Annotated in this window: 23 protein-coding genes; 16 read left to right on the top strand and 7 right to left on the bottom strand. The window is 39.6% G+C overall.

From position 1 onward, the window contains the following. The first annotated feature begins 4 nt into the window (after positions 1–4). Positions 5–1,117 (top strand): GNAT family N-acetyltransferase/peptidase C39 family protein, encoded by a 1,113-nt coding sequence (locus H5115_RS11875; protein WP_182694986.1) that lies wholly within the window; start codon positions 5–7, stop codon positions 1,115–1,117. Positions 1,118–1,125: 8 nt separating this feature from the next. Continuing rightward, positions 1,126–1,638, top strand: a complete 513-nt coding sequence (locus H5115_RS11880; RefSeq protein ID WP_002960746.1) for an MgtC/SapB family protein — start codon at positions 1,126–1,128, stop codon at positions 1,636–1,638. A 54-nt stretch (positions 1,639–1,692) separates the two neighbouring features. Here the strand turns inward: H5115_RS11880 and H5115_RS11885 are convergent, their stop codons facing one another. Next, positions 1,693–2,703: a GlxA family transcriptional regulator gene (locus tag H5115_RS11885; protein WP_138488986.1), complete on the bottom strand. Its 1,011-nt coding sequence runs from the start codon at positions 2,701–2,703 to the stop codon at positions 1,693–1,695. A 126-nt stretch (positions 2,704–2,829) separates the two neighbouring features. On the opposite strand from H5115_RS11885, the gene H5115_RS11890 reads away from it, so the two are divergent. Together H5115_RS11890 and H5115_RS11895 are read left to right on the top strand one after the other, a co-directional pair. After that, entirely contained in the window at positions 2,830–4,737 is a 1,908-nt protein-coding gene (locus tag H5115_RS11890) for a beta-ketoacyl synthase (protein WP_182755453.1), read from the top strand. Positions 4,738–4,918: 181 nt separating this feature from the next. Continuing rightward, entirely contained in the window at positions 4,919–5,944 is a 1,026-nt protein-coding gene (locus H5115_RS11895; protein ID WP_182755455.1) for an energy transducer TonB, read from the top strand. Positions 5,945–6,006: 62 nt separating this feature from the next. On the opposite strand, the gene H5115_RS11900 is transcribed toward H5115_RS11895, so the two are convergent. Both H5115_RS11900 and H5115_RS11905 read right to left on the bottom strand, forming a co-directional pair. Next, positions 6,007–7,191: a DUF1624 domain-containing protein gene (locus H5115_RS11900; protein WP_182755457.1), complete on the bottom strand. Its 1,185-nt coding sequence runs from the start codon at positions 7,189–7,191 to the stop codon at positions 6,007–6,009. Between the two features lie 149 nt (positions 7,192–7,340). Continuing rightward, a complete protein-coding gene (locus tag H5115_RS11905; protein ID WP_002960738.1) occupies positions 7,341–7,757 on the bottom strand; it encodes an MgtC/SapB family protein in 417 nt (138 codons plus the stop codon). Between the two features lie 512 nt (positions 7,758–8,269). On the opposite strand from H5115_RS11905, the gene H5115_RS11910 reads away from it, so the two are divergent. Next, complete coding sequence (locus H5115_RS11910) at positions 8,270–8,644, top strand: hypothetical protein (protein WP_008134020.1); 375 nt, start codon at positions 8,270–8,272, stop codon at positions 8,642–8,644. Here H5115_RS11910 and fghA read toward each other — a convergent pair. Together fghA and H5115_RS11920 are read right to left on the bottom strand one after the other, a co-directional pair. Then, the gene (gene fghA / locus H5115_RS11915) at positions 8,598–9,440 is read right to left on the bottom strand and encodes an S-formylglutathione hydrolase (RefSeq protein WP_182755459.1); all 843 of its coding nucleotides are present in this window, start codon (positions 9,438–9,440) and stop codon (positions 8,598–8,600) included. The two genes, H5115_RS11910 and fghA, sit on opposite strands and share 47 nt — an antisense overlap. Positions 9,441–9,512: 72 nt before the next feature. Next, complete coding sequence (locus H5115_RS11920) at positions 9,513–10,634, bottom strand: S-(hydroxymethyl)glutathione dehydrogenase/class III alcohol dehydrogenase (RefSeq protein WP_182755461.1); 1,122 nt, start codon at positions 10,632–10,634, stop codon at positions 9,513–9,515. A gap of 134 nt (positions 10,635–10,768) precedes the next feature. Here H5115_RS11920 and H5115_RS11925 point away from each other — a divergent pair, with 134 nt between their 5' ends. The 7 genes from H5115_RS11925 (at position 10,769) to hflX (ending at position 18,795) form a co-directional block, all read left to right on the top strand. After that, on the top strand, positions 10,769–11,641 hold the full coding sequence (locus H5115_RS11925; protein ID WP_182755463.1) for a LysR family transcriptional regulator: 873 nt from the start codon (positions 10,769–10,771) through the stop codon (positions 11,639–11,641). A 147-nt stretch (positions 11,642–11,788) separates the two neighbouring features. Further along, positions 11,789–13,006: a lipoprotein-releasing ABC transporter permease subunit gene (locus H5115_RS11930; protein ID WP_182755465.1), complete on the top strand. Its 1,218-nt coding sequence runs from the start codon at positions 11,789–11,791 to the stop codon at positions 13,004–13,006. Next, entirely contained in the window at positions 12,999–13,697 is a 699-nt protein-coding gene (lolD, locus tag H5115_RS11935) for a lipoprotein-releasing ABC transporter ATP-binding protein LolD (protein WP_182755467.1), read from the top strand. The genes H5115_RS11930 and lolD overlap by 8 nt, the downstream gene beginning before the upstream one ends. After that, positions 13,687–14,931 (top strand): lipoprotein-releasing ABC transporter permease subunit, encoded by a 1,245-nt coding sequence (locus tag H5115_RS11940; RefSeq protein ID WP_182755469.1) that lies wholly within the window; start codon positions 13,687–13,689, stop codon positions 14,929–14,931. Before lolD ends, H5115_RS11940 begins: the two co-directional genes overlap by 11 nt. Positions 14,932–15,048: 117 nt before the next feature. After that, positions 15,049–15,522, top strand: coding sequence for a DUF1456 family protein (locus H5115_RS11945; protein WP_002960721.1), 474 nt, complete (start codon positions 15,049–15,051; stop codon positions 15,520–15,522). A 373-nt stretch (positions 15,523–15,895) separates the two neighbouring features. Beyond that, positions 15,896–17,248 carry an NADP-specific glutamate dehydrogenase gene (gene gdhA, locus H5115_RS11950; protein WP_182755471.1) on the top strand — a complete coding sequence of 451 codons (1,353 nt, stop codon included), beginning with the start codon at positions 15,896–15,898 and terminating at the stop codon, positions 17,246–17,248. 197 nt (positions 17,249–17,445) lie between these two features. Then, on the top strand, positions 17,446–18,795 hold the full coding sequence (gene hflX, locus H5115_RS11955; protein ID WP_182755473.1) for a GTPase HflX: 1,350 nt from the start codon (positions 17,446–17,448) through the stop codon (positions 18,793–18,795). 142 nt (positions 18,796–18,937) lie between these two features. Here the strand turns inward: hflX and H5115_RS11960 are convergent, their stop codons facing one another. Both H5115_RS11960 and H5115_RS11965 read right to left on the bottom strand, forming a co-directional pair. Beyond that, positions 18,938–20,671 carry an AMP-binding protein gene (locus H5115_RS11960; protein ID WP_182755475.1) on the bottom strand — a complete coding sequence of 578 codons (1,734 nt, stop codon included), beginning with the start codon at positions 20,669–20,671 and terminating at the stop codon, positions 18,938–18,940. Positions 20,672–20,856: 185 nt separating this feature from the next. Further along, positions 20,857–21,303, bottom strand: coding sequence for a DUF3010 family protein (locus tag H5115_RS11965; RefSeq protein WP_002960715.1), 447 nt, complete (start codon positions 21,301–21,303; stop codon positions 20,857–20,859). A 354-nt stretch (positions 21,304–21,657) separates the two neighbouring features. Here H5115_RS11965 and thrS point away from each other — a divergent pair, with 354 nt between their 5' ends. From thrS to rplT, 4 genes are all read left to right on the top strand, one after another. Beyond that, on the top strand, positions 21,658–23,568 hold the full coding sequence (gene thrS, locus H5115_RS11970) for a threonine--tRNA ligase (RefSeq protein ID WP_024606251.1): 1,911 nt from the start codon (positions 21,658–21,660) through the stop codon (positions 23,566–23,568). Positions 23,569–23,627: 59 nt separating this feature from the next. Then, a complete protein-coding gene (gene infC / locus H5115_RS11975) occupies positions 23,628–24,188 on the top strand; it encodes a translation initiation factor IF-3 (RefSeq protein WP_002960714.1) in 561 nt (186 codons plus the stop codon). A gap of 211 nt (positions 24,189–24,399) precedes the next feature. After that, entirely contained in the window at positions 24,400–24,600 is a 201-nt protein-coding gene (gene rpmI, locus H5115_RS11980; protein WP_002960713.1) for a 50S ribosomal protein L35, read from the top strand. A gap of 15 nt (positions 24,601–24,615) precedes the next feature. Beyond that, complete coding sequence (rplT, locus tag H5115_RS11985; RefSeq protein WP_002960711.1) at positions 24,616–24,975, top strand: 50S ribosomal protein L20; 360 nt, start codon at positions 24,616–24,618, stop codon at positions 24,973–24,975. The last annotated feature ends 81 nt before the right edge of the window (positions 24,976–25,056 follow it).

Raw genomic sequence — 25,056 nt, forward strand, 5'->3', positions numbered from 1 at the left:
TAACATGAGCAACCTTGTTATTCGAAAAGCGCTTAGTAGTGATTTAAATGCACTGATCGACGTTGAAAACGCTTGCTTTAATAACGATAAATTAAGTCCGCGTAGTTTAAAACGCTGGCTTAGTGCAAAACACGGTATTTTACTCGTTGCCCAAAATGGCGAGCAAGTATGTGGATATGGATTAGTGTGGTGCCATAAAGGGACTCGTTTAGCGCGTTTATATTCGCTTGCTGTAAAACCCACAATGCAAGGTAAGGGCGTTGCAAAGACATTGCTTACTAGCCTTGAAAAAGAAACGTATGAGCGAGGGCGTATTTACCTTCGTTTAGAAGTGGCTGTAAATAACGAAGGTGCGATAGGGCTTTATAAAAGCTTAGGTTACAGAGTGTTTGGTCAATATAGCGATTATTACGATGACCACAGTGACGCACTACGAATGCAAAAAAACATTCGACAAACGAGTGAGTTAAAAGTGGCGCGTTTAACGCCGTGGTATCAGCAAACTACTGAGTTTACGTGCGGACCTGCTGCGCTATTAATGGCAATGGGTGCACTTGAGCCAACAACTGAGCTAACTCAATCACATGAGCTGGCACTTTGGCGTGAAGGTACCACCATTTTTATGACATCGGGTCATGGTGGTTGCCATCCGTTTGGCTTGGCGCTTGGGGCTAATAAGCGTGGTTTTAAAAGCGAAGTAATGGTTAATACCACAGAGCCTTTGTTTTTAGATGGCGTACGCAACGAAAACAAAAAAGTGGTACTTGCCACCGTGCATCAGCAATTTGTAGATGGTATTGCACAGGCAAATATACCGCTTACGTATAAAGATGTAGAGCTTGAGCATATTGAGCAGTGGTTAAGTAAAGGCTTTAGTGTGCTGTTATTAATTAGTACATACAGTTTTGATGGTAAAAAATCGCCACACTGGGTGTGTGTTACGCACCTTGATGAGCACTGCGTGTATGTTCACGACCCATTTTGTGAGCCCGGTAATGATAAACAGCTCGCAATAGATTGCCAATATGTACCTATTGCACGAAGTGATTTTAGTAAAATGTCAGCGTTTGGTAGCCAACGTTTAAGAACGGCGGTGGCTATAGCTAATAAAATATAAGGTTAACAGTGACTTTTTTAGATTTAATTGATGTAGCCCCGTATTCGTGGGCAGCTATTGGTACTGCGGCTTTTTGTGGTGCTATTATTGGAATAGAGCGCCAATTGCGTGGTAAACCTGTAGGAATTCGTACATCAGCTCTAATAACGCTGGGCACGTATTTGTTTTTATCCACTGCGTTTAATTTACAGGGGGATGTAATTGATCATTCTCGTGTAGTTGGGCAAATAATTACAGGTATTGGCTTTTTAGGGGCAGGCGTTATGCTCGCAAAAGATGGTGCGGTAGTTGGCGTAACCTCTGCTGCAACCATTTGGGTGCTTGCATCAATAGGCGTGATGATAGCGACCGAAAACCTTGGTGCTGCAATAAAACTCTCGGTACTGGTGGTCGGTATTTTATATGGTGTAGACGTACTTGAGGCTAAATTTAAAAGCTTAAGCAAAGGCGTACACACTAAAGTAAAAAACTATCAAAAGCGCTATTATCGAAAAGAATTTAACGAATCAGAACGCCACTAAAAGTGGCGTTTTTTAGTGCTATTGAAATTAGTACTATTCGAACAAGCACTATAATTAGCCAAATAACTTTCGTCTAACTACTTTTCTGTAGCCACTGGGTGTTTGGCTTAATACTTTTTTAAACACGCGGGTTAAATGCCCTTGGTCGTTATATCCAACTTCTAAAGCCACTTCTTGAATTGATAAATTTGATGATGCTAATAACTCTTTCGCACCTTCTACGCGTAATTGTTGCCAATACTCAATAGGGCTTTGATTAGTGGCGGCTCTAAAACGGCGGGTAAAAGTACGATAGCTTAAGCTAAATTGAGCTGCGACTTCTTGCAGGTTTAACTCGGTGGCTAAATTTGTTTTTAGCCAAAACTGAATTTGCGCAATTAGCTCATCGGGGTGGCGGTCTACTGCACCTTCTAAGTAGCGTTGATCTTCATAGGGTTTGCGTATTTCGTGCGAAAAATTACGCTCTACATGCTGCGCGGCGGCTTTTGTGTAGTACTGGCTGATAATATGTACGATCACATCTGCAAGGGCATTAAGGCTTGCTACGGTATACATGCGCTCTGATTGGGTTATAAAAAAGTCGGGCTTTAAGCGCACCTGCGGGTAGTCATGGCTAAATTGTTTGGCGTAATGCCAATGGGTGGTAGCAGGGTGGCCATCAAGTAAGCCAGCCTCTGCTAATAAACAGTTGCCAGTGCCGACACCAATTATATGGCTGCCTGCGCTAAAGCTTTCGCTCAGCCAATCAACTATTTCTTGATTTGTTCGCACCACTGGGCGTGGGTTCCGCCAAATACCCGGCACTATAATCAAATCGCTGTAAGGCGCGTTAGTTGTTATGCAATCAGGATTTATAGCAAGGCCTGCACGGGTGGGTATAGATTCAGCACTTTTAGCCACTAAATTTATAGCAAGTGGCCTAAAGCTTTGCTTATCAAGATGCCCTTTAGCAAAGGCCTCGCCGGCTCTTAGCATTTCTATAGGCAGCGTTAAACTAGTCACTAATAAATGCGGATATACCGCTATAGCAATGTTTAGAGGTGGATTAGTGTGTTTATCAGTCATATAAATGCTCCGACCAGTACCTTTTGGCCTTTTGTGCTTAATATTTGGCTATTAAAGCACAATGCGTGGTGCATAATCCATTTAAACTGCCTCTTCTCCTTATAACACGTTTCTAAAAGGTAAATTATGACAGCATTACCCGTTATAGTAGGCATGGGTGGCATTAACGCCGCTGGCCGTACTTCTTTTCATCAAGGTTATCGCCGTATCGTGTTAGATAGTTTAAATGCTCAAGATCGCAGTGAAACATTTTTAGGCCTCGCCACACTGATGAATCTAGTAAGCGTTGTAAACGGCCAATTACAAGATACACAAGGTAATAATGTTGAGCAAAGCGACATAGAAGCACGCTTTGGTGAGCAAATTATTGCTGGTACACTTATTCGTAAAATTGAAAAAGAACACTTTGATGCCGATGCCACACCGTGGCAGCAAAAAATGACACTAACCGCATCAAGCGATAACGCAATTGTGTTTGAAACGCGTACTCGCGACTTACCTGCACCTGTTCCAGCTAGCTGGCAGGTTGAAGAGCTTGAAGGCAAAAAAGTTAAAGTAACTATTGCAGCCGACTTAGACGTAAAGCACGACTCAACACGCGATAACCCAATTAAATCTGCTGGGCAATTTCCGACTGGGTTTGATCCATCAGTTATGTATAACAGCCGCTATCAGCCTCGTGGTTTGCAAGCCACTATTTTTGCAGCTACAGATGCGATTAAATCAACAGGGCTTGATTGGCAGCATATTATGAATAGCGTAGAGCCAGATAAAATTGGTACCTATTCAGCATCGGTAATTGGCCAAATGGACGACAAAGGCCTAGGTGGTTTAGTAAAAGCGCGCCAACAAGGCGACCGTGTTAGCACTAAGCAGTTAGCACTGGGCTTAAATACAATGTCTACCGATTTTATTAATGCCTATGTTACGGGCAATGTAGGGACTACGTTTTCGACCTCGGGCGCATGTGCAACGTTTTTATATAATTTACGTGCAGCGGTTAATGACATACAAGCAGGGCGTACACGCGTTGCGGTTGTCGCAAGTGTTGAGTGTGCTATTACACCAGAAGTTGTAGAAGGCTTTGGTAACATGAGCGCACTTGCAAACGTTGAAGGTTTGCGCCGTTTAGATAACTTATCAAATGATGAAGAACCTGATTACCGTAATAGCAGCCGCCCATTTGGCGATAACTGTGGCTTTACATTAGGTGAAGGCGCGCAAGTTGCTATTTTAATGGATGATGCTTTAGCCCTTGAGTTGGGCGCTGATATTATGGGCAGCGTACCGGATGTGTTTGTAAATGCAGATGGCGTTAAAAAGTCGATTACATCACCTGGACCTGGTAACTATATTACAATGGCAAAATCAGCCGCACTTGCTAGCAGCTTATTAGGTAAAGAAGCACTGCAAGAACGTAGCTTTATTTTAGCCCATGGTTCTAGTACACCGCAAAACCGTGTAACAGAGTCTTTGATTTATCATAAAGTAGCGCAAACGTTTGCTATAGATAACTGGAAAGTAACAGCGCCAAAAGCGTATGTTGGCCATACTATTGCACCTGCAAGCGGTGACCAGTTAGCGATTGCGTTAGGCATATTTAGCCATAATATTATGCCGGGTATTACCACAATTGATAAAGTGGCTGATGATGTTTATAGCGACCATCTTGATATTCGTAATAGCCATTACGAGTGCGCTGATATGGATATTGCTTTTATAAATTCAAAAGGCTTTGGCGGAAACAATGCAACAGCGACTGTACTTTCACCAAAAGTAACAATGCAAATGCTTGCTAAGCGCCATGGCGATGATGTTATGACTAGTTACACACAGAAAAATAGTGTGGTTAGCGCTTCGCAGAAAACGTATCAAACGCAAGCAGATTTAGGCCAATATGAGCTTATTTATCGCTTTGGCGACGGACTTATTGACGACAACGACATTGTAATAGACGAGCAAAGTATTCAGTTACCAGGCTTTGAAAAAGCAATTACGTTTAGCACAACAAACTCCTATCAAGATATGTTTTAAGCACACATACTTGTTAGCAAGGCGCTTTTTAAGCGCCTTTTTTAATGCCATAAATATATTTATCTATTAAGTTCTTTCTAAGTAAAGCTCATTAAATAAACTAATTTTTTGTATTTACACTTGCTTTTATATCGATCGTTTGTTTCTATTATATAAACACTATCTAGGATGGATAAAATCGATGAAAAAACTCATATTAGCGCTTTCTTTTACTTCTGCTTTTACTCAACTCCCTGCGTTTGCTGACGACTTTGTCCCTGCAGAGGTGATTAATAAAAATTACGATCAACTTACTAATACCTCACCGCGTGCGTCTCGATTAGAAGGAATTAATTTAAGTAGTTATCTTGTTGATGAAAACGGCCAAGTGAGCGATATCGAAATTGTAGCTACAGCTGGTCAAAAAAAGTATCAAAGAGAAGTAATGGACTACGTGTCTAAGCTCAACTACAAAAGTGCAAAATTAAATGGCGAGACTATACCTGTAGCAAAAACTATTACTGTAAGTTCGCAAAATTTACATGCTGGTTTTTCAAATGACAAAGCGTCTCGCGGCTTTTTTAATGATTATGAACAAGCTAGTAAGTTAATCGATGAAAAGAAATACGATGAAGCTAAAAGCCGTATTGATGAGTTAGAAAACGAACATACGAAAAATACGGTTGAGATTGTTTTGCTTGCATGGCTTAAAAGCCAGCACAGCTATTTTGTACAAGATTGGAAGAGCTTTGATCAGCACATCAACGAAGCGTTTTTATTTCGAGGTAACCTACCAGATCAAATTCAAAAGCGTGTGATAAAAAATGCATTACAATGGTTTATATCAAAACAAGATTATGTACGTGCCTATGACGCAATAGATGCGTTAGGCAATATTGAATCCATCACTTTTACACAGCAAAATAAGGAGCAGTTATTAGCTCAAGTTAATGACATTTATAAAAGTTCTGGCGATATAAAACAACAAATAGAGCTATTGCCTAAGCAGGCGGTATTACCTTTATTGTCAAAAAGTGAAGTAGCGCTTGAAGCGCAAATGCCGCTAACTAAAGTCCAGTTACGCTGCGAGAACAAAGTAGTAAATTACGATACAAGCACAATTGATAAAATTGTAATTTCACAAAACGATGTGCGTTGTGGGTTATTAATTAAAAGCGCTCAAGCACAAACTGTTACGCTAAAGCAAAGTGGTGATAGCTTTTTATAAGTTTTACGTATTGGTTAATGACATAAAACCCCGCAAATATTATGCGGGGTTTGTGTTTTTACTTATATATATTTAGCAATTAAGCTATGTTTGTGGCTTCGCTTCCAAACAATGTATCGCTTAGCGAGTAGGGTTGTTAGCCCTATTACAACGGCTATAAATAAAAGTGTTGCTGTGTAACTCATGCCATAACCTTCAGGCAAACCAACGAGAGTATCTGCGTAGGTCATATCGCTAAAATTAAAGCCAAGAATAGGTATAAGTAACCAAGCAATAGCATGTAATAAATACAAATGCACAAGGTATGAAAACATACTTGTTTTACCCAGTACTTGTAAAAAGTTATGCGAAAAATCGGTTTTTAAACCACTTAATGCTTTTAAAGAAATAAGTCCAAGGCCTACTGTAAGTAGCATAAACTGCAGCGAAAGCGGATACTTTGTTGGGTTTAGAAACGACATAACAGTGAGTAATGAGCTTGTATTTATAGCAAACTGTGACATATCACCGTATAAGTTAAATCCCCGTAAAACGCCATAAAGCGCAAGGCAAGTAACGCCTAATAATAATGCGTGATTCATCACTTTTTTACTGTATTGTTGCGCTTTGTAATAAACACCAGCGCAATATGCCAATGCCATTAAGCCAACAATGGGGGCAACTGGGTAGGTTGTTCTAATTTGAAAATCAAATGGGAGATCAAGTACATTTTTTTGATGTGCAATAGACCAAGCAGTATGTGCAAATGTATTAGGCTCAAAGCTTGTGCCATCAAATAAATTATGCCCAAACACGAGTAATAAGCCTGCTACAAAAATGGCATAAATGCCAAGGAAACGCAGCAGTCCTAAAATCACAAAGCCCCAGCCGATAGCCCAAATAACTTGTGCGTATAGCATTGGATATAATGGGTTAAAGCTCCAAGACCACGAAACAATAGTAAATTCAAACAAAATTAGGACTAAACCACGAATAATCAAGCTCTGTGAAAATGCTTTAGTGGATACATATTTATGCTCTGTTATAGCCGCAGATAGACCTGCTAAGAATACGAAGAGTGGTGCGCAAAAGTGAGAAACAAAACGCGTAAAAAAGGTAACGGGATCAGTCCCTGGAATGGTCATCGGATCGGTAACTGAGTAATTAAGGCAATAATACATACCATGGTCAATAACCATAAATAAAATTATAGTGCCTCGTAATATATCAATATGATGTAAGCGGTTATCGGTTGAAGGTAGCGACATAAGAGAGCTATATAGAGTGATTTAAAACTGTATTTATTATATGTTATATAGTATCAAATTAAAACCGTGTATTTATATTTTGCCAGTGATTATACACACGCAATGCGACCAATATTTGCTCGCATTACTTGTAATAATACAGCTAATTATCACTTAAACTTTTTTACATACCTTAGCGTTATAAAATTAATAATGGCAAGTAAAATGGCTATTTCGTAACGGCTGTAGGCTACGGCTATACCAATTAAGCCCATATTCCAAATACTTGCAGCGGTTGCTGTGCCGGAGGTTGATTTGTTATTTTTCAAAATAGCCCCACCGCCTATAAAACCAATGCCAGTAATGATGCCTTGTAACATTTTAGATTGAGCTTCTGCGCCATCTAAAACCGACATAGCTATTAATGCATACCCACACGATGCAACCGCAACAAGAGGAAAGGTACGAAGGCCTGCACCATCATGGCTACGCTCTCTGTCGTAAGCCATAGGTAGCGCAAGTAGGTATGCAATACCTAAATGTATTAAGTTATCGATGATTTCATTCCACTGTAAATCAATTTCCATTATTGAGCCTATGCGGGTTAATTTTGTTAATAACAAGCAAACAACGGGCCATTGCATAAATAACTAATAATCAATGGTTTATTGTAGGAAGCTGAGTTTAATAAAAATTATTGAGGAAACTTTTACATGTTTTTATTACTATTTTACGCGATAGTTAATTTGATCTGAGTTTTAAAGACCCGTATTCTTTTATCCTACCTAAAAGACACCTATGTGAACCTTTTACCTTTAAATAAAACATTAATCACAACAACTAAACTTAAAAAACAGCGTTACTATTTTGCGCTGGGTTATCTGTTTTTGCTTTTTTATTTCCTGAATTTCTCACAGAACACTTACAACCTACCATTAATAAAACTTTAGGTTATTTAGGATCGCCATTTTTTATATAGCAGCTGGTGGGTGTTACAAGAGAGTTTATAAATGATTTTAGGTAGTAATACTTACATTTTTTTACAGAGTTACAATAAAAAACGTATACAATTTAGGTAATATTTTGTTTAGGATGAATGATGAAAACAATTATTGTACTTTTGTTTTTTTATTGCCTTTCTGGCTGTACAGTTGCGGGCGCTATTATTGATGGGCAAGCACAATCTCAGGCGCGTAATGATAAAAATAGTATTAGCCCGGCGCAGTCAACACCTTATAAAAACCCACTAGAGCCAGTACCTACAGATAAAAACGGATTTAACTTTACTGATATGGGATTAAAGATAGATTCGGCTCTTGTTAGCCTAGTTAAAGGGGAAAGCACTACTACGCAAGTATGTAGGCAGGTCACTAAAAGTCTAAAAGAGTGTGTAGAGGTAGAAAAGTCATCTCTACACACTAATGAGTCTAAGCAGTTAAAAACTGATGATGAAATAATAAGTGTTGGTCAATAAAGCTGCTTATAAAAAAGTAGCTATGGTCGTAGCCTGCTTGCATTTCAAGTGTAAGCGGGTAGCCTTTTTTATCTGCAATAGCGACTAAGTTTTCTGGCTTAAGTTGCTCTTGTAAAAAACCATCGGCATCACCTTGACTCACTAACATAGGTAAGTAATTAGCTTGCTCTGCGTTTTTCATCAGCTCGCAGCTGTCGTATTGCTTCCAAAGCGCTTTATCATTTCCTAAATAACCAGTAAATGCTTTTACACCCCAAGGGCATTCAATCGGATTTACAATAGGGCTAAAAGCCGAGGCACTTACAAACGCAGTCGGGTTTTTAAGTGCGACCATTAATGCACCGTGCCCGCCCATAGAGTGACCGCTAATTGCTTTTGTGCTTGTTACCGGAAAATGTTGTTCAATCAATGCTGGTAATTCACTAACAACATAATCGTACATATTAAAATGGGTGTTGTAAGGAGCTTGCGTGGCATTTACGTAAAAGCCTGCGCCTTGTGCAAAGTCGTAACTGTCTTCATTGGGTACGTTTTCGCCACGCGGGCTGGTGTCAGGCGCTACAATAGCAATGCCTAGCTCTGCTGCTTTTTTAAATGCACCGGCTTTTTGCATAAAGTTTTCATCGGTACAGGTTAAACCCGATAACCAATAAAGTACCGGTACTTTATTTGTTTCACTTGCGCCTGGTGGTAAAAATACGGCAAAGCGCATAGTGCAATGTGTACTTTGCGAGCTGTGAGTATATTGCTTATGCCAACCGCCAGACACTTTTACACTTGAGATATTTTCTAACATACTTAATCCTTAAAAGCCGTAAACTTAAAAGTATTACGGCTTATTAATAAGCTATTTTACGAATGCAGTTTATTAGTAATGAATGACTGTACGAATACTTTTGCCTTCGTGCATTAAATCAAACGCTTCGTTAATATCTTCAAGGCTCATTGTGTGAGTAATAAAGTCGCTAAGAGCAAATTCACCTGCCATGTAACGCTCAACAATTTCAGGGAGTTGTGAACGGCCTTTAACGCCACCAAATGCACTACCACGCCATACACGCCCAGTTACCAGCTGAAACGGACGGGTTGATATTTCTTGGCCTGCACCTGCCACACCAATAATTACCGACTCACCCCAACCTTTGTGGCAGCACTCAAGCGCTGAGCGCATTACGTCAACATTACCGATACATTCAAACGAGTAGTCAACGCCGCCATCTGTCATTTCAACAATAACTTCTTGAATTGGCTTATCGAAATCTTTTGGATTAATTAAATCAGTTGCACCTAGTTTTGTAGCTAAATCGAATTTAGTGGTGTTTATATCAACACCAATAATACGACTTGCACCAGCCATTTTTGCGCCAATAATCGCAGACAAACCAATACCGCCTAAGCCGAATATAGCAACAGTGTCGCCAGGCTTTACTTTAGCGGTGTTGGTAACTGCGCCCATGCCTGTTGTTACACCACAGCCTAGTAAGCAAATCTCTTCTAGTGATGCTTCTTTATTTACTTTAGCAAGTGAGATTTCTGGCAATACAGTGTACTCAGAGAACGTTGATGTCCCCATGTAGTGATAAATTGGTTGGCCATCTTTAAAAAAGCGTGTAGTGCCGTCTGGCATTAGGCCTTTACCTTGTGTTTCGCGCACGGCTGAACACAGGTTAGTTTTACCTGAAGTACACATTTTACATACGCCACATTCTGCAGTGTATAAAGGAATAACATGATCCCCAACTTCAACACTCGTTACGCCTTCGCCAACTGCATAGACAACACCAGCGCCTTCGTGACCTAAAATAGCAGGAAATATGCCCTCAGGATCTTGGCCTGATAATGTAAATGCATCGGTGTGACATACACCTGTAGCGGTAATTTTTACCATTACTTCGCCTTTTTTAGGCATCATCACATCAACTTCTTCAACACTAAGTGGTTGATTAGGACCCCAAGCAATGGCGGCTTTTGATTTAATAAATTCAGACATGTGTTTTATTTCCTTTAACTGGCTATTAAAAAATAATTGTAGACCCAATTTGCTTGGGTGATGGGCTTATTGTATTTGTTTCTCAAATAATGATAATCTCAATTTTATTAAAACACTTTTACAGTATGGTAATAATGGCGCGTTGGGATGGAATTGATGAGTTTATAGCGGTTGGTGAAGAGGGTAGCTTTACTGCGGCTGCAAAAATGCTTGGGCTTTCGGTTGCGCATATTAGCCGCCATGTCACAGCGCTTGAGCAACGTTTAAATACACAACTATTAACTCGTACAACCCGTAAAGTGGTTTTAACTAAAGAAGGTGAAGTGTACTTACACCAAATAAAGCACTTACAACACGCTATGGACGAGGCAACTCAAGGCCTTGCTCAGCAACAAAGTACGCCTAAAGGTAAAATAAAGCTCACAGCACCAGTTATGTACGGAGAGAGCTTTATTATGCCCATAGTGCATAATTTTATGAAGGATCATCCCGAGGTCGAAGTTGTTGCCACACTAAGTAACGAGCAAGAAAATTTATTAGAGGGCGGATTTGATTTAGCCATAAGGCTAGGGCACTTAAAAGATTCGAGCTTAAAAGCGCGTAGGTTAAGTGCGCGGCGTTTTATTATGTGCGCGGCACCACAGTATTTAACGCGATTTGGTGAGCCGCATACTTTAGGCGAGCTAAACAGCCATGAATGTTTAATTGGGAATAGTAGCTACTGGCGCGTAAACGAAAATGGGCGCGATAAACACATTAAAATAGCGGGACGGCTACAGTGTAATAGTGGTTGGGCGCTGGTGGATGGCGCAAAAAAGGGGCTTGGTATTGTACAGCTCCCAGACTACTACATTGAAAACGAAATTAACTCAGGGCAATTGGTGCCTATTTTAACACCCTATCAACCACAGCAAGAAGGGGTATGGGGCGTATATCCACCAAGGCAGTTTGTGGCGACTAATGTACGGGTATTGCTCGATTATTTAGTTAAAGGGCTGAAAGCTTAATCGCGAATTAATGGTTAAGCATGTATTGCTGTAAATATAGCCAAGTATCAGATTTTTAAATTATTTCTTACATTTTACGCCATACCCAAAGGCACTTTTTTCGTGCTACTATTGCTCAATACTTTTACGATAAGTGTTAAAAATAATATGTTTCAACCGGTTAGCTTATTTATAGGGCTTAGATATAGTCGCTCCTCTAAAGGAAATGCGTTTATATCGTTTATTTCGTTTTTTTCTATTGCCGGTATCGCTATTGGTTTAATGGCATTATTTACGGTAAGCAGTGTAATGAACGGGTTTGAAAATCGCCTAAAAACCAATATGCTTGGACTTATTCCGCATGTTGAAGTTAGCGCAGGTAAACACACTGCCACCCAAATGAACACCCTAAAAACCGACCTCGAACAATCTCCTTATGTTGATCATGTAAGCTTATATCGCCACGGCGAAGCTATTTTGCAAACAAATAAAGACTTGCACGGCGTTTTACTACAAGGCCTTTATAACGATAGTGGTTCTTTGTATAAAATTACCGATAAAATAGTGCAAGGCGATTGGAAAACTGTATTAAACAAAAATTACAACATTGCTATAAGTCGTTATTTGAGTCGTAAATTAGGCGTTAGCGTGGGTGATAAGCTTCGCGTTATTATGCCTAATGCTTCAACGTATACACCTCTTGGGCGAGTACCCAGCCAGCGTTTATTTAAAGTGGCCGCAATATACGAAACAGGATCTGAGATAGATATGGCACTTGCGTTTACAAGTGGCGCTTCACTACAGCGGGTGTTAAAGCTGGATAAAAACACTGCACCAAATTTAAGTGTTTCATTGCACGAACCTTTCGAACTAGATGAATTTATTGAAGCAAGCCAACGTATTTTAAAAGATCACAATTACAGTGATTGGCGCAGTACCCAAGGTACTCTATTTGCAGCCGTTGCTATGGAAAAACGCATTATGTCTATGTTGCTTGCCCTCATTGTATTGGTCGCTGTGTTTAATATTGTATCAGCACTGACCATGATGGTAAGCGAAAAACAAGGTGAGGTAGCCATACTACAAACGTTAGGTTTAACACCTTCGCAAGTGCAAAAAGTGTTTATGGTGCAAGGCTTATATAACGGCGTAATTGGTACCGCAATAGGCGCATTTTTAGGTGTAATATTTAGTTTATATATAAATGAGCTACTTGCATTAGTGGGCTTAAACTTATTGGCGGGTATAGAGCTTCCGGTAAAATTTGATATTTTGAGTTTAGTAATAATAGCGTTTGCCAGTATTGCTATGAGCTTTTTAGCTACCTTATATCCTGCGCGTAAAGCCGCAAAAGTAAAACCAGCAGAGGTATTACGTTATGAATGATTTAGTAATTAGTTGTGAAAATTTAAGTAAAGTTTATCAAGATGGCAGCAACCAAGTTGAAGTATTAAAAGGCGTTGATTTAGCGCTTCAGCAAGGTGAAATGCTCGCTATTGTGGGGAGTTCTGGCTCTGGTAAAAGTACGCTTTTACACATACTTGGCACATTAGATACCGCAAGCTCAGGTAGCGCTAAAATTAAAAACCAAGAAGTTGCAAAACTTTCGCGAACAGAGCAAGCCGCATTTAGGAACCAAAATTTGGGCTTTATCTATCAATTTCATCACTTATTAATGGAGTTTAGCGCAGTTGAAAATGTGGCTATGCCATTATTAATTAAAGGCTTGAGTGCAAAAGAAGCCAAAGCTCAAGCGCTCGATATGCTCGAAAAAGTAGGCCTTGGACATCGCAGCTCGCATAAACCGTCTGCGCTTTCAGGTGGAGAGCGCCAACGCGTTGCTATTGCCCGTGCATTGGTTACAAAACCTGCGCTTGTGCTTGCTGATGAACCAACCGGTAATTTAGATAAACAAAATGCGATTAAAATTTACGATTTAATTAATGAGCTTAACCAAAGCTTAAACACGAGTTTTGTGGTAGTTACACACGATTTAGAACTTGCCGATAAGCTAGGAAAAATAGCTTATTTAGACGATGGAAAACTAGCTATTAAAGAGTCGCAGCATGTTGCTTAGTGCATTTTTAAGTAAACGTTTTAGAGCCTATTCAGGTCACAAAGATGAAAAAAACGGCTTTGTTAGTTTTATAGCTAAAGCGTCGACTATTGGTATTTTATTAGGTGTCGCGGTTTTAATTGTAGCGCTGTCGGTAATTAATGGTTTTGAGCAGCAACTAGTACATAGATTACTAAGTGTTGTGCCGCAGGTTGAATATGTAGCACCAAGTAGACCCATTGCAAATTGGTCGCAAAAGGTTGAGGATTTACAAACACAACCGCATATAACAGGTGCTGCGCCATTTATTGCAGTGAATGGGATGGCGCAATATAAAAGCCAGCTAAAAGCGATAGAAATTCGAGGTGTTGAGCCATCGCTCGAGAGTAATGTATCGGCGGTAAACCAGTTTACCAGTGGTAAATTAGTGAGTCAGTTAGGCCTTGACGATGTAATTTTAGGTAAGCAAATAGTAAAACAGTTAGATGCAAAAGTAGGCGACAACATTACGTTACTTATTCCGCAAATAGGCCAAAAAGGTCAGTCATTATTAGCGCCTAAACGCGTAACACTTAACCTTGCAGGTGTTATAGAAATGGGCGGACCGATTGATAGTACCGCTGCGTTTATACATCTTAATAAAGCGCAGCAAACATTGGGTTACGATGAAACTCAAGTAACAGGGCTGCGGTTAAGTGTTGATGATGTGTTTTCGGCGCACCAAATAGCGCTAAAAGTGGGCCAAACTATTGACGACTACGTGTATGTTTCTAGTTGGTTTAGAACCCAAGGCAGCCTTTATCAAGATATTCAAATGGTACGTACCATTGTTTATATTGTGGTGTTTTTAATTATAGCGGTAGCCAGTTTTAATATTGTATCGTCCTTAGTGATGGAAGTACGCGAAAAACAAGGCAATATCGCAATTTTAAAAACCATGGGCGCGAAAGACAGTACTATTTTAGCCACCTTTGTAATGCAAGGCTTAATGCAAGCATTTGTAGGCGTGGCACTAGGGACACTAATTGGCGTAGTATTAGCGCTTAATATAAGTGAGCTTTTTACGTGGATAAGCCAATTATTTGGAGCCAATCCACTTGAGGGCGTTTATTTTATAGAGTTTTTACCAAGTAAATTAGTACTTGAAGACATTGGTATTACAGTGATTGTTACGTTTTTGCTTGCGATACTTGCCACTATTTATCCTGCATGGCAAGCAACGCGCGTAGATCCTGCAAAAGTGCTTGGTAACTAGGTATAAGAAGCTCAGATAAAAATTAATAGGGTGGTATTAGTAAACCTGTTAAACTAGGTGCTTATTTAAAATTAAGCAATAACTGCTTGGTTGCTATACCTCACTTTGGGATTTACTTTGACTAATAACGATATTTTACGCCGCATTCGCTACACTTTTAACTTAACTGATACTGCTATGGTCAATGTTTTTGCATCAGCAGAGCATACGGTCACCAAAGAGCAAGTAATTGCATGGTTAACTAAAGAAGGTGAAGAGGCTTTTACCCCAATAAGTGATACTGAGTTTGCTAGCTTTTTAAATGGGTTTATTAATACCCAACGTGGCAAACGCGAAGGTGAGCAACCAGAGCCAGAGAAAAAGCTAAACAACAATATTATCTTTATGAAGCTACGTATTGCGTTAAACATGAAAGCAGAAGATGTTATAGCAACACTTGCACTTGTTGATTTTGATTTAAGTAAGCATGAGTTAAGCGCATTTTCTCGTAAAGTAGATAACAAACATTACCGAGTTTGTAACGATCAAATATTACGTTTGTTTTTAACTGGCGTACAAAAGCAGCATCGCCCAGAAGAGTCTGCTGAGTAACTGGTTTTAGCTAATTAGCTTTTAGTTAGTGGGTTTTTTGCGAGCGCAATGCAGTATAAAACCCATTAATTGTTATATTTTCAAACAAACCCATACCTAACCTAATACTTCTAAAACTCCCTTTTGAAAATATAAAAATTCGCTTGGCACTGTTCTAATTTTAAATCTGTGAATTTAAATTCATCTTTAATAAATAAAAATCAAACTTCCAATCAAAAATAATTCACGCAGCACGCGTTAAATATCTCAATTTTTCATGCTAAGGTAATAGTTAATTATATTAAATTAAGACCTTAAAGCATGAATCATAAACTTGATCACGTTTACTTTAACATCTGATAAATACTTTTATTATTAACACGGAAGAATAATTATGAATTATATCCATAGCACAATCGCACAATTAAAAAATAGCAGTCCTGCACAATGCGAGTTTTATCAAGCTGTTGAAGAAGTACTTGAATCACTCGAACCTATCTTAGAAAACTCAGAACAATACAAAAAAAATGCCATTATACAACGCTTAGTTGAGCCTGAACGCCAAATTATGTTTAGAGTTCCTTGGGTTGATGATGAAGGCAATATTCAGGTAAATAAAGGCTACAGAATTGAGTTTAACTCTGCACTTGGCCCCTATAAAGGAGGCTTACGTTTTCACCCAAGTGTGAATGCCAGCATAATTAAATTTTTAGGGTTTGAGCAAATATTTAAAAATGCTTTAACAGGTTTACCGATCGGTGGTGGTAAAGGCGGGGCAAACTTTGATCCAAAAGGGCGCTCAGATGCTGAAATAATGCGTTTTTGCCAATCATTTATGAGCGAGCTCTATCGCCATATTGGCCCTACAACCGACGTACCCGCTGGAGACATTGGAGTAGGGGCGAGAGAAATAGGTTACTTGTTTGGTCAATATAAGCGTTTGACTGGGCGCTATGAAGGTGTTTTAACAGGTAAAAGCTTATTGTGGGGGGGATCGCTTGTACGAAAAGAAGCCACGGGATATGGCGCTGTTTATTTTGCTGACTATATGCTGCAAGCGCGCGGCGATAGCCTACAAGGTAAGCGCTGCTTGGTCTCGGGCGCAGGTAATGTTGCTATTTATGCCATGGAAAAGCTTTATCAAATGGGGGCAACACCAGTAAGTTGCAGTGACTCTCGTGGCACTGTGTATCATGAGTCGGGTATAGATTTAAATCTTATTAAATGTTTGAAAGAGCAATCGCGTGATTGCTTGAGCGAATATAAACAAACTCACCCCGATGCTATTTATATTCCTGTAAATGACTACCCTAAAGATGGGCACGCTGTTTGGCGCTTTAATGCTGCCGCTGCTTTTCCGTGCGCCACACAAAATGAATTAACACAGGCAGACGCTAACGCATTATTATCCGGCGGTTGTTTATTAGTAAGTGAAGGTGCAAACATGCCTTCAACAAAAGAAGCTATTGATTGCTTTATTGCTGCAAAAATTGCGTATGGACCAGGTAAAGCGGCCAATGCCGGCGGCGTTGCGACAAGCCAATTAGAAATGGCACAAAATGCGAGTATGCAAAGTTGGACCTTTGAAGAAGTTGATGAAAAGCTAAAACAAATTATGAAAAATATATTTGTTACCGCCAACGATACCGCTACAGAATTTGGTGAGCCTGGAAATCTTTTATTAGGCGCTAACATTGCAGGCTTTAGGCGCGTCGCCGATGCAATGATTGAGCAGGGCGTCGTTTAATATTAAAGCTGAACATAAGGCTTTACTATAATGTGATTTTAAAACTAGCCATAAAATTGAGTATATTATGGTTAGTTTTAAATATTAACGCCATTAGTGAACTATAACCCTATAAAGCTGGGCTATAACAGCGTAGGATCAAGTTACTTTCGAATGAAAATTAGGTTTGCACTTTAGGTGCATTAAGACAAAAAATTATGCAACTAACTGCAAAACCATCACTTCCTAATGCGTTACTTATTTCTATTAGCACACCACAATTTAAAGGCGACGAAGCAACAGAGTCGCTTGCAGAGCTTGCTCGTTTGGTGACTACGTTAGGATTTAAAGTAGTAGGTACGCAATCGCAAAAGCAAAGCTCAACTCAAAAAGTTAATGTACTGGGCTCAGGTAAACTAGCTGAAATAGCCCACCTTACCGGTAATAAAGGGATGGTTGAAAACGAGCAAGAAGATGATTTACTTGATGAAGACCCTTTAACCGAAATATCCTCAGAAATTCCGTCAAACGATTTAGATTTTGCATGTGCTGATGTAGTGGTATTTGACTGCGATTTAACGCCTTCTCAACTACGTAATGTTGAGAACCAGCTAGGTGTAGAAGTATTTGACCGCACCGGTATTATCATTGAAATATTTAGTCGTCATGCGCGTACTAAAACTGCAAAATTACAAGTTGAAATAGCTCGCCTTAATTATGTAGCGCCACGACTGCGTGAAACATCAACAGGTGATAAAGAACGCCAAATGGGTAAAGGTGCGGGTGAAACCACACTTGAGCTTAATCGCCGTAAGGTGCGCGATCAGTTAGCAGAATTAAAGCGCGAACTTGTTAGTGTTCAAGATGTGATGATGGACAGACGTACGCAGCGCTCTGAGCTATTCTCAGTGGCTTTAATTGGTTATACCAATGCGGGCAAGTCATCAATGATGCGCGCAATTACAGGTAGTGATGTAGAAGGCGAAAACAAACTATTTGCAACGCTAGATACCACTGTTCGCGCGCTGTATCCGATTACCCAGCCTCGTATATTGGTTTCAGATACGGTTGGTTTTATTAAAAAATTACCTCATGATTTGGTTGCTTCATTTCATTCAACGCTCGCTGAGGCACATGATGCGTCGTTATTGTTGTATGTTGTAGATGCTTCAGATCCTTCTTTTCGCTCACAACTTGAAGTAGTACATAAAGTACTGGCAGAAGTTGGGGTAGAAGGTAGCAAAAAACTATTAGTATTGAATAAGTCAGACCAATTAAGTACTGAGCAGCAGCAGTCGCTAATGGATGAATTTCCTGATGCGATGATGACCTCTACACGTAATCCAGATGATATTAGTAAACTGCACAAATACATTATTGGCATTGCTCAAGAGGACATGATTGAAGAAGAGATTGTTATACCGTACACAGCCAAAGGTATCGTGGGCGAAATCCGATCGAGTATGAGTGTTGTTAAAGAAGAATATGAATACAGCCATATTAAATTAACAGTGCGCTCGAGTGCGATTGATTTAGAACGTTTAAAAAAGAGAATGTTAGATTTATAATAAATTTAGTATACAAAAAGCACAGCCAATTGGCTGTGCTTTTTAGTATTAGTCCTAACATACGTAAATTTAACGCTGCTAGCTCTGAACATAGCTCTGAGATAAATTCCCTATCCAGAGCCTCAGTTACTTAAAGACGAAACTAGGAAAAAGCGTTGTCGCTTAGCTCTTCTTGCATTTGCTCGCGCATTTTAAATTTTTGCAGTTTACCTGTTACTGTCATTGGGTAGTTTTCTACAAAACGGATATGTCGTGGCATTTTAAAGTAGGCTAGTTTGTCTTTTAAAAACTCACGAATTGCTTGCTCATCAAGTACAGCATCTTCTTTTGGTTGGATCCAAGCGCACACTTCTTCGCCATACTTTTCATCGGTTATACCAAATATGGCAGCATCTTGAATGCCAGGGTAGGTGTAAAGTACTTCTTCTATTTCGCGCGGGTAAATGTTTTCGCCGCCGCGAATAATCATATCTTTAATACGGCCAACAATAGTGACAAACCCTTCTGTATCCATGACACCTAAATCGCCAGAGTGTAGCCAACCACTTTCATCTATTGTGGCTTTTGTTTTAGCATCGTCATTCCAATAGCAGCGCATTATGCCTGCACCTTTACTACACACTTCGCCAGGTTGACCAATTTTTTGAATGTTACCCAGCTCGTCAATTATTTTAACCTCGGTATGGGCAAGGGCGCGGCCAACTGTCGTTACTTGCCGCTCAATTGAAGAGTCTGTTTCGGTAATGTTGTTTATGGGGCTGCACTCCGTTTGCCCGTAAGCAATCAGTACTTGATGCATGTTCATTTGTGTTTGTACTTTGCGCATTACTTGCTCTGGGCATGTAGAGCCTGCCATTACACCCGTGCGTAAAGTGCTTAGGTCATAATCGGTAAAATTACTCAGCTCAAGCTCACTAATAAACATAGTAGGTACACCGTGCAGCGCTGTACATCCTTCTTGTTGAACTACATCTAGTGTGGTTTTTGCGTCGAACGAATCACTTGGGTAAATGGCTGCTGCACCTTTACTAACACACAATAAGCTACCCAATACCATTGCAAAGCAATGATATAACGGGATAGGGATACATAACTTGTCATCGCTCGTAAAGTGCATAGATTCGGCGACGAATAGCGCATTATTTAAAATATTTTTATGCGTGAGCGTTGCGCCTTTTGGGTTGCCTGTTGTGCCTGATGTAAATTGTATATTGATGTCTTGCTCAGCATTTAAGTTTTTACCTATTGCTTTTAATTCAAGCTCATGAGCTGCTGTTGGCAAGTTAATAACATCATTAAAAGAGTGCATACCAGGTGATGCTTCATCGCCAATGCGGATTATATTTTTAAGAGTGGGTAGTGCTTTTAAATTAAGTGTGTTTTTATCGCAAGTTGCAAGTTCTGGCGCTAAACAATTAAGCATTTCTAAGTAATCACTGCCTTTAAAATTTGATGCTGTGATCAGAGTAGAGCATTCAACACTATTTAAAGCATATTGTAATTCGTTAGGACGGTAGGCCGGGTTGATGCACACCATTATTGCGCCAATTTTTGCCGTTGCAAATTGGGTTAAGCACCACTCAATATTATTAGGAGACCAAATACCAACGCGCTCACCTGGTTTCACGCCAAGTGCCAGCAACCCCATAGCAAGTTGATTAACTTCTTTTTGAAATTCTTTATACGTTAAGCGAATACCTTGGTGATGAACTACAACAGCTAACGCCTCTGGGTTTTTGTCGACAATAAAGTCAAAGTACTCGCCTATAGTTGAATTTGTTAAAGGTGTGCTTTGTATACCTTTAAAGTAGCTTTGAGCTAACGGCAAGTGATTTATTTTCTCTACTTCTTTTACCGCAATAGTGTGTGTGTGCATTGCTCTCTCCATGAAAATGTGTGTGAGTTATGTAAACTACAAAGTTAAAATAAACACATATTGTCGACAAAGAGAAGTGCAGTTAGACTAATGTATTATTAGATTAATAAAAGCTAATACTACTTTTTAGACACCAAAAAACGCGTCTTACAATGTAAGTACGCGTTTTTAAACGAGTAATGAGTTTACATTTCGTCGCTGCGGTATGTTTTTTTCATGATGTAAACGTAAGCGTTTACAAAAGCATTTTCTTGGTACTTTTTAAGGCCTGTTTCTTCAAAATCAATAGGGATGGGGTTGCGTTTTAACTGCTCTTTAACTTCAGTTGTAGTAAATAAACGTACATCTAAGTTGTCGATTAATTGAATTGCAGTTTCCATTTTAAAGCCTTTTGCACTGCCAGCAAATTTACCTTTAGGCTGACGCTCACGAATTGCAACAGAATCAATTTGGTAATCTTGCATTAATTTTGCAAAATCGAATTGAAATTTACGCATTACTTCAGTGTCGTTACCGTTACCTAAGGTAAAGCGTGTTTGGCGCACATCGCGAATATCAAATACGTCATTATCTTTACTTAAAATACAAAGTAGTACATCACTACCGGTAATTTCTACACCACATGTTCTCATGTCTATTCTCTAAAATAACTTAATTACGCAGTATTATACGCAACGCACATTAAAATGCGAGTGTGGGTATAGTTGTAGGCACGTAATTAATGCATTGATGCTTTTATATTTTAATAAAATGATTTTTTTGCTTTAAAAGCTACATTTTGTGGATAAAACGGGTGGATTTCACCCCTTTAAACTTGTAATTAAATGCGCGGCACGAGACAATATATCTTTGTAGTTGAATAGACTCCTCATCTACATATATTAGTCAATGCTTATTCGTAAAAGCGTTGTCGAGTCATTCTCATTTAATTTATTAAAAATACACGTGATACATTGTAGGTGTCACCACTGTAGCAAGGATTTATAATGCCAGTTATTACTCTTCCAGACGGAAGTCAACGTAGTTTTGAAAACCCTGTAAGCACGCTTGATGTTGCAAACGACATTGGTCCTGGTTTAGCTAAAGCGACCATTGCGGGCCGTGTAAATGGCGACCGTGTTGATGCATGTGATAAAATTTGTGAAGATTCTCGTCTTGAGATCATTACCGCTAAAGACGATGACGGCCTTGAAATCATTCGTCACTCTTGTGCTCACTTAATTGGTCATGCCGTTAAGCAACTTTTCCCAGACGCAAAAATGGCAATTGGTCCTACCATTGATAACGGTTTTTACTACGATATCGATATGGAACACTCATTATCACAAGATGATCTTGAAGCAATTGAAAAGCGTATGCTGCAACTTGCAAAAACCAACTACGACGTAGTGAAAAAAACAGTAAGCTGGCAAGAAGCACGCGATACATTTGAAGCGCGTGGCGAAACATACAAAATAGAAATTCTGGACGAAAACATCGCTAAAGATGACCGCCCTGGGTTATATCATCACGAAGAATATGTAGACATGTGTCGTGGACCTCACGTTCCTAACATGAAATTTTGCCAAAACTTTAAAATAATGAAAGTGGCGGGTGCATATTGGCGTGGTGATTCAGAAAACAAAATGCTACAACGCATTTACGGCACCGCGTGGGGCGATAAAAAGCAACTTAAAGCGTATTTAAAGCGCCTTGAAGAAGCTGAAAAACGCGATCACCGTCGTATTGGTAAAGCGCTTGATTTATGGCATTGGCAAGAAGAAGCACCAGGCATGGTATTTTGGCACAACGATGGTTGGAGCATTTACCGCGAGCTTGAAGAATTTGTACGTGAAAAATTACGCGAATATGAGTACGAAGAAGTAAAAGGTCCAATGATGATGGACCGTTCACTTTGGGAAAAATCAGGTCACTGGGAAAAATATTCAGAAGCAATGTTTACCACTGAGTCTGAAAAACGTGAATACGCAATTAAACCTATGAACTGTCCTGGTCACGTGCAAATCTTTAACCAAGGTTTAAAATCGTACCGTGATTTACCACTTCGTATGGCTGAATTTGGTTGTTGTCACCGTAATGAACCATCAGGTGCACTACACGGTTTAATGCGTGTACGTGGCTTTACACAAGATGATGCTCACATTTTCTGTACTGAAGAGCAGATAATGGACGAAGTGTCAGCGTGTATTAAGATGGTTTATGATACATATGAAACATTCGGATTTGAGAAGATTGTAGTTAAGCTATCTACTCGCCCAGAACAACGCATTGGTGAAGACCATATGTGGGATAAAGCAGAGCTTGCTTTAGCTGATGCACTTAAGCTAAACGATATTGAATTTGATTATCTTCCGGGCGAAGGCGCGTTTTACGGTCCGAAGATTGAATTTACTTTGTACGATTGTTTAGACAGAGCGTGGCAGTGTGGTACAGTGCAATTAGACTTTGCATTACCGGGTCGTTTAGGTGCTACTTATGTAGCAGAAAATAACGAGCGTCGTACACCTGTAATGATACATCGTGCTATTTTAGGTTCTATTGAACGCTTTATTGGCATTTTAACTGAAGAGTACGCTGGTTTATTCCCGACGTGGCTTGCACCAAAGCAAGTGGTAATTATGAATATTACCGATAAACAGGCTCCTTATGTTAAAGAAGTTGTACAAAAATTAAATAAACTTGGAATTAGAGCCGCTGCTGACTTGAGAAATGAGAAGATTGGCTTTAAAATCCGTGAGCATACACTGAAGCGTATTCCATATTTACTTGTTGTTGGCGATAAAGAAGTTGAACAGCAAGAAGTAGCAGTGCGTACTCGCACAGGTGAAGACCTTGGCAAATTTAATGTTGATGATTTTGTAGCTAAAATTAGTGAAGAAATTAAAAATCGACAGTAAAAATCGAGCGTGTAAGGCATTAACAAACAGCCATTTACACGCTTATATTATTGATATTCTTGGAGGAACGTACTATTAGAGGCGGCAAGAAAGGGCAACAAACAGCTCAAAAAAATCGTATTAACGAAGAAATTACAGCGCAAGAAGTTCGTTTAATTGACATTGAAGGCGAACAAGCTGGAATTCAGTCATTACAAGACGCGCAAACTATGGCCGATGCAGCGGGTGTTGATCTTGTTGAGATCAGTCCAAACGCTGAGCCGCCTGTTTGTAGAATCATGGACTACGGTAAGTTCATCTTTGAAAAAAGCAAAGAACTAAAAGAGCAGAAGAAGAAGCAAAAGCAAATCCAGATAAAAGAAATCAAATTCCGTCCTGGTACGGATGAAGGTGATTATCAGGTTAAGCTTCGCAACTTACGTAAGTTCTTAGAAGCTGGTGATAAAGCTAAGATTACTATCCGCTTCCGTGGTCGTGAAATGGCTCACCAAGAAATTGGTATAGAATTATTAAACCGTATCAAAGCCGATTTAGAAGAGCTTGCAGTAGTTGAGTCTTTCCCAAATCGTGTTGAAGGCCGCCAAATGGTTATGATGATGGCGCCTGTTGCTAAAAAATAATTTTTAAGCGATAATACGCACCGAAATTAGCTCAGGTCTGCAAGCAATATGCGAATATTCACCTGAGTTAACCGGTCTTAAAGCAAGATTGCGGCATTTATGTTGGGTCTTCACCGGAACATGGCAGTAAGTTAGGCCTAAAAGTGGAGCTATAGAAATATATCTCACGCCTGCTTACTAATTTAAAAGCAATACAATTGGAGTTATTGCAATGGCTTATAAGCTAAAAAGTCACAGTGGCGCTGCTAAGCGTTTCAAAAAGACTGCTTCTGGCGGTTTCAAGCGTAAACAAGCGCATCTTCGTCATATTCTGACTAAGAAAACTTCTAAGCGTAAGTTACACCTACGTCCTAAGATGATGGTTCATAAAAATGACCATGGTCTAGTTTCACGTATGTTACCGTTCGCTTAATAGGGGTTTTTAGAAATGGCAAGAGTTAAACGCGGCGTTGTCGCACGTGCACGTCACAAAAAAGTTTTAAAACAAGCAAAAGGTTACTACGGAGCACGTTCACGTGTTTACCGCGTAGCTTTCCAGGCTGTTACTAAAGCGGGTCAATACGCTTACCGTGACCGTCGTGCGAAGAAACGTACTTTCCGTCAATTATGGATTGCACGTATCAATGCTGCTTCACGTCAAAATGGTCTGTCTTACAGCCGTTTTATCAATGGTCTTAAAAAGACTTCTGTAGAAATCGATCGTAAGATCCTTGCAGATATCGCTGTTTATGACCAAGTTGCATTCGCAGCGCTTGTAGAAAAAGCAAAAGAAGGCCTAGCCGCTTAAGCTTTTTTATATAAGTATTAAAAAGGAGCCTATGGCTCCTTTTTTTGTGCCTGTAATTTAGTAACTTAAACCAATGAGTAA

This window comes from Pseudoalteromonas sp. SR44-2 (genome assembly GCF_014163745.1).
Taxonomy (GTDB): Bacteria; Pseudomonadota; Gammaproteobacteria; order Enterobacterales; family Alteromonadaceae; genus Pseudoalteromonas; species Pseudoalteromonas distincta.

Excerpts from the sequence above, each read along its gene's own strand:
- H5115_RS11875 (WP_182694986.1), top strand. The coding sequence starts at position 5 with ATGAGCAACCTTGTTATTCGAAAAGCGCTTAGTAGTGATTTAAATGCA.
- H5115_RS11885 (WP_138488986.1), bottom strand. The coding sequence starts at position 2,703 with ATGACTGATAAACACACTAATCCACCTCTAAACATTGCTATAGCGGTA.
- H5115_RS11890 (WP_182755453.1), top strand. The coding sequence starts at position 2,830 with ATGACAGCATTACCCGTTATAGTAGGCATGGGTGGCATTAACGCCGCT.
- H5115_RS11895 (WP_182755455.1), top strand. The coding sequence starts at position 4,919 with ATGAAAAAACTCATATTAGCGCTTTCTTTTACTTCTGCTTTTACTCAA.
- H5115_RS11900 (WP_182755457.1), bottom strand. The coding sequence starts at position 7,191 with ATGTCGCTACCTTCAACCGATAACCGCTTACATCATATTGATATATTA.
- H5115_RS11905 (WP_002960738.1), bottom strand. The coding sequence starts at position 7,757 with ATGGAAATTGATTTACAGTGGAATGAAATCATCGATAACTTAATACAT.
- H5115_RS11910 (WP_008134020.1), top strand. The coding sequence starts at position 8,270 with ATGAAAACAATTATTGTACTTTTGTTTTTTTATTGCCTTTCTGGCTGT.
- fghA (WP_182755459.1), bottom strand. The coding sequence starts at position 9,440 with ATGTTAGAAAATATCTCAAGTGTAAAAGTGTCTGGCGGTTGGCATAAG.
- H5115_RS11920 (WP_182755461.1), bottom strand. The coding sequence starts at position 10,634 with ATGTCTGAATTTATTAAATCAAAAGCCGCCATTGCTTGGGGTCCTAAT.
- H5115_RS11925 (WP_182755463.1), top strand. The coding sequence starts at position 10,769 with ATGGCGCGTTGGGATGGAATTGATGAGTTTATAGCGGTTGGTGAAGAG.
- H5115_RS11930 (WP_182755465.1), top strand. The coding sequence starts at position 11,789 with ATGTTTCAACCGGTTAGCTTATTTATAGGGCTTAGATATAGTCGCTCC.
- lolD (WP_182755467.1), top strand. The coding sequence starts at position 12,999 with ATGAATGATTTAGTAATTAGTTGTGAAAATTTAAGTAAAGTTTATCAA.
- H5115_RS11940 (WP_182755469.1), top strand. The coding sequence starts at position 13,687 with ATGTTGCTTAGTGCATTTTTAAGTAAACGTTTTAGAGCCTATTCAGGT.
- gdhA (WP_182755471.1), top strand. The coding sequence starts at position 15,896 with ATGAATTATATCCATAGCACAATCGCACAATTAAAAAATAGCAGTCCT.
- hflX (WP_182755473.1), top strand. The coding sequence starts at position 17,446 with ATGCAACTAACTGCAAAACCATCACTTCCTAATGCGTTACTTATTTCT.
- H5115_RS11960 (WP_182755475.1), bottom strand. The coding sequence starts at position 20,671 with ATGCACACACACACTATTGCGGTAAAAGAAGTAGAGAAAATAAATCAC.
- H5115_RS11965 (WP_002960715.1), bottom strand. The coding sequence starts at position 21,303 with ATGAGAACATGTGGTGTAGAAATTACCGGTAGTGATGTACTACTTTGT.
- thrS (WP_024606251.1), top strand. The coding sequence starts at position 21,658 with ATGCCAGTTATTACTCTTCCAGACGGAAGTCAACGTAGTTTTGAAAAC.
- rpmI (WP_002960713.1), top strand. The coding sequence starts at position 24,400 with ATGGCTTATAAGCTAAAAAGTCACAGTGGCGCTGCTAAGCGTTTCAAA.
- rplT (WP_002960711.1), top strand. The coding sequence starts at position 24,616 with ATGGCAAGAGTTAAACGCGGCGTTGTCGCACGTGCACGTCACAAAAAA.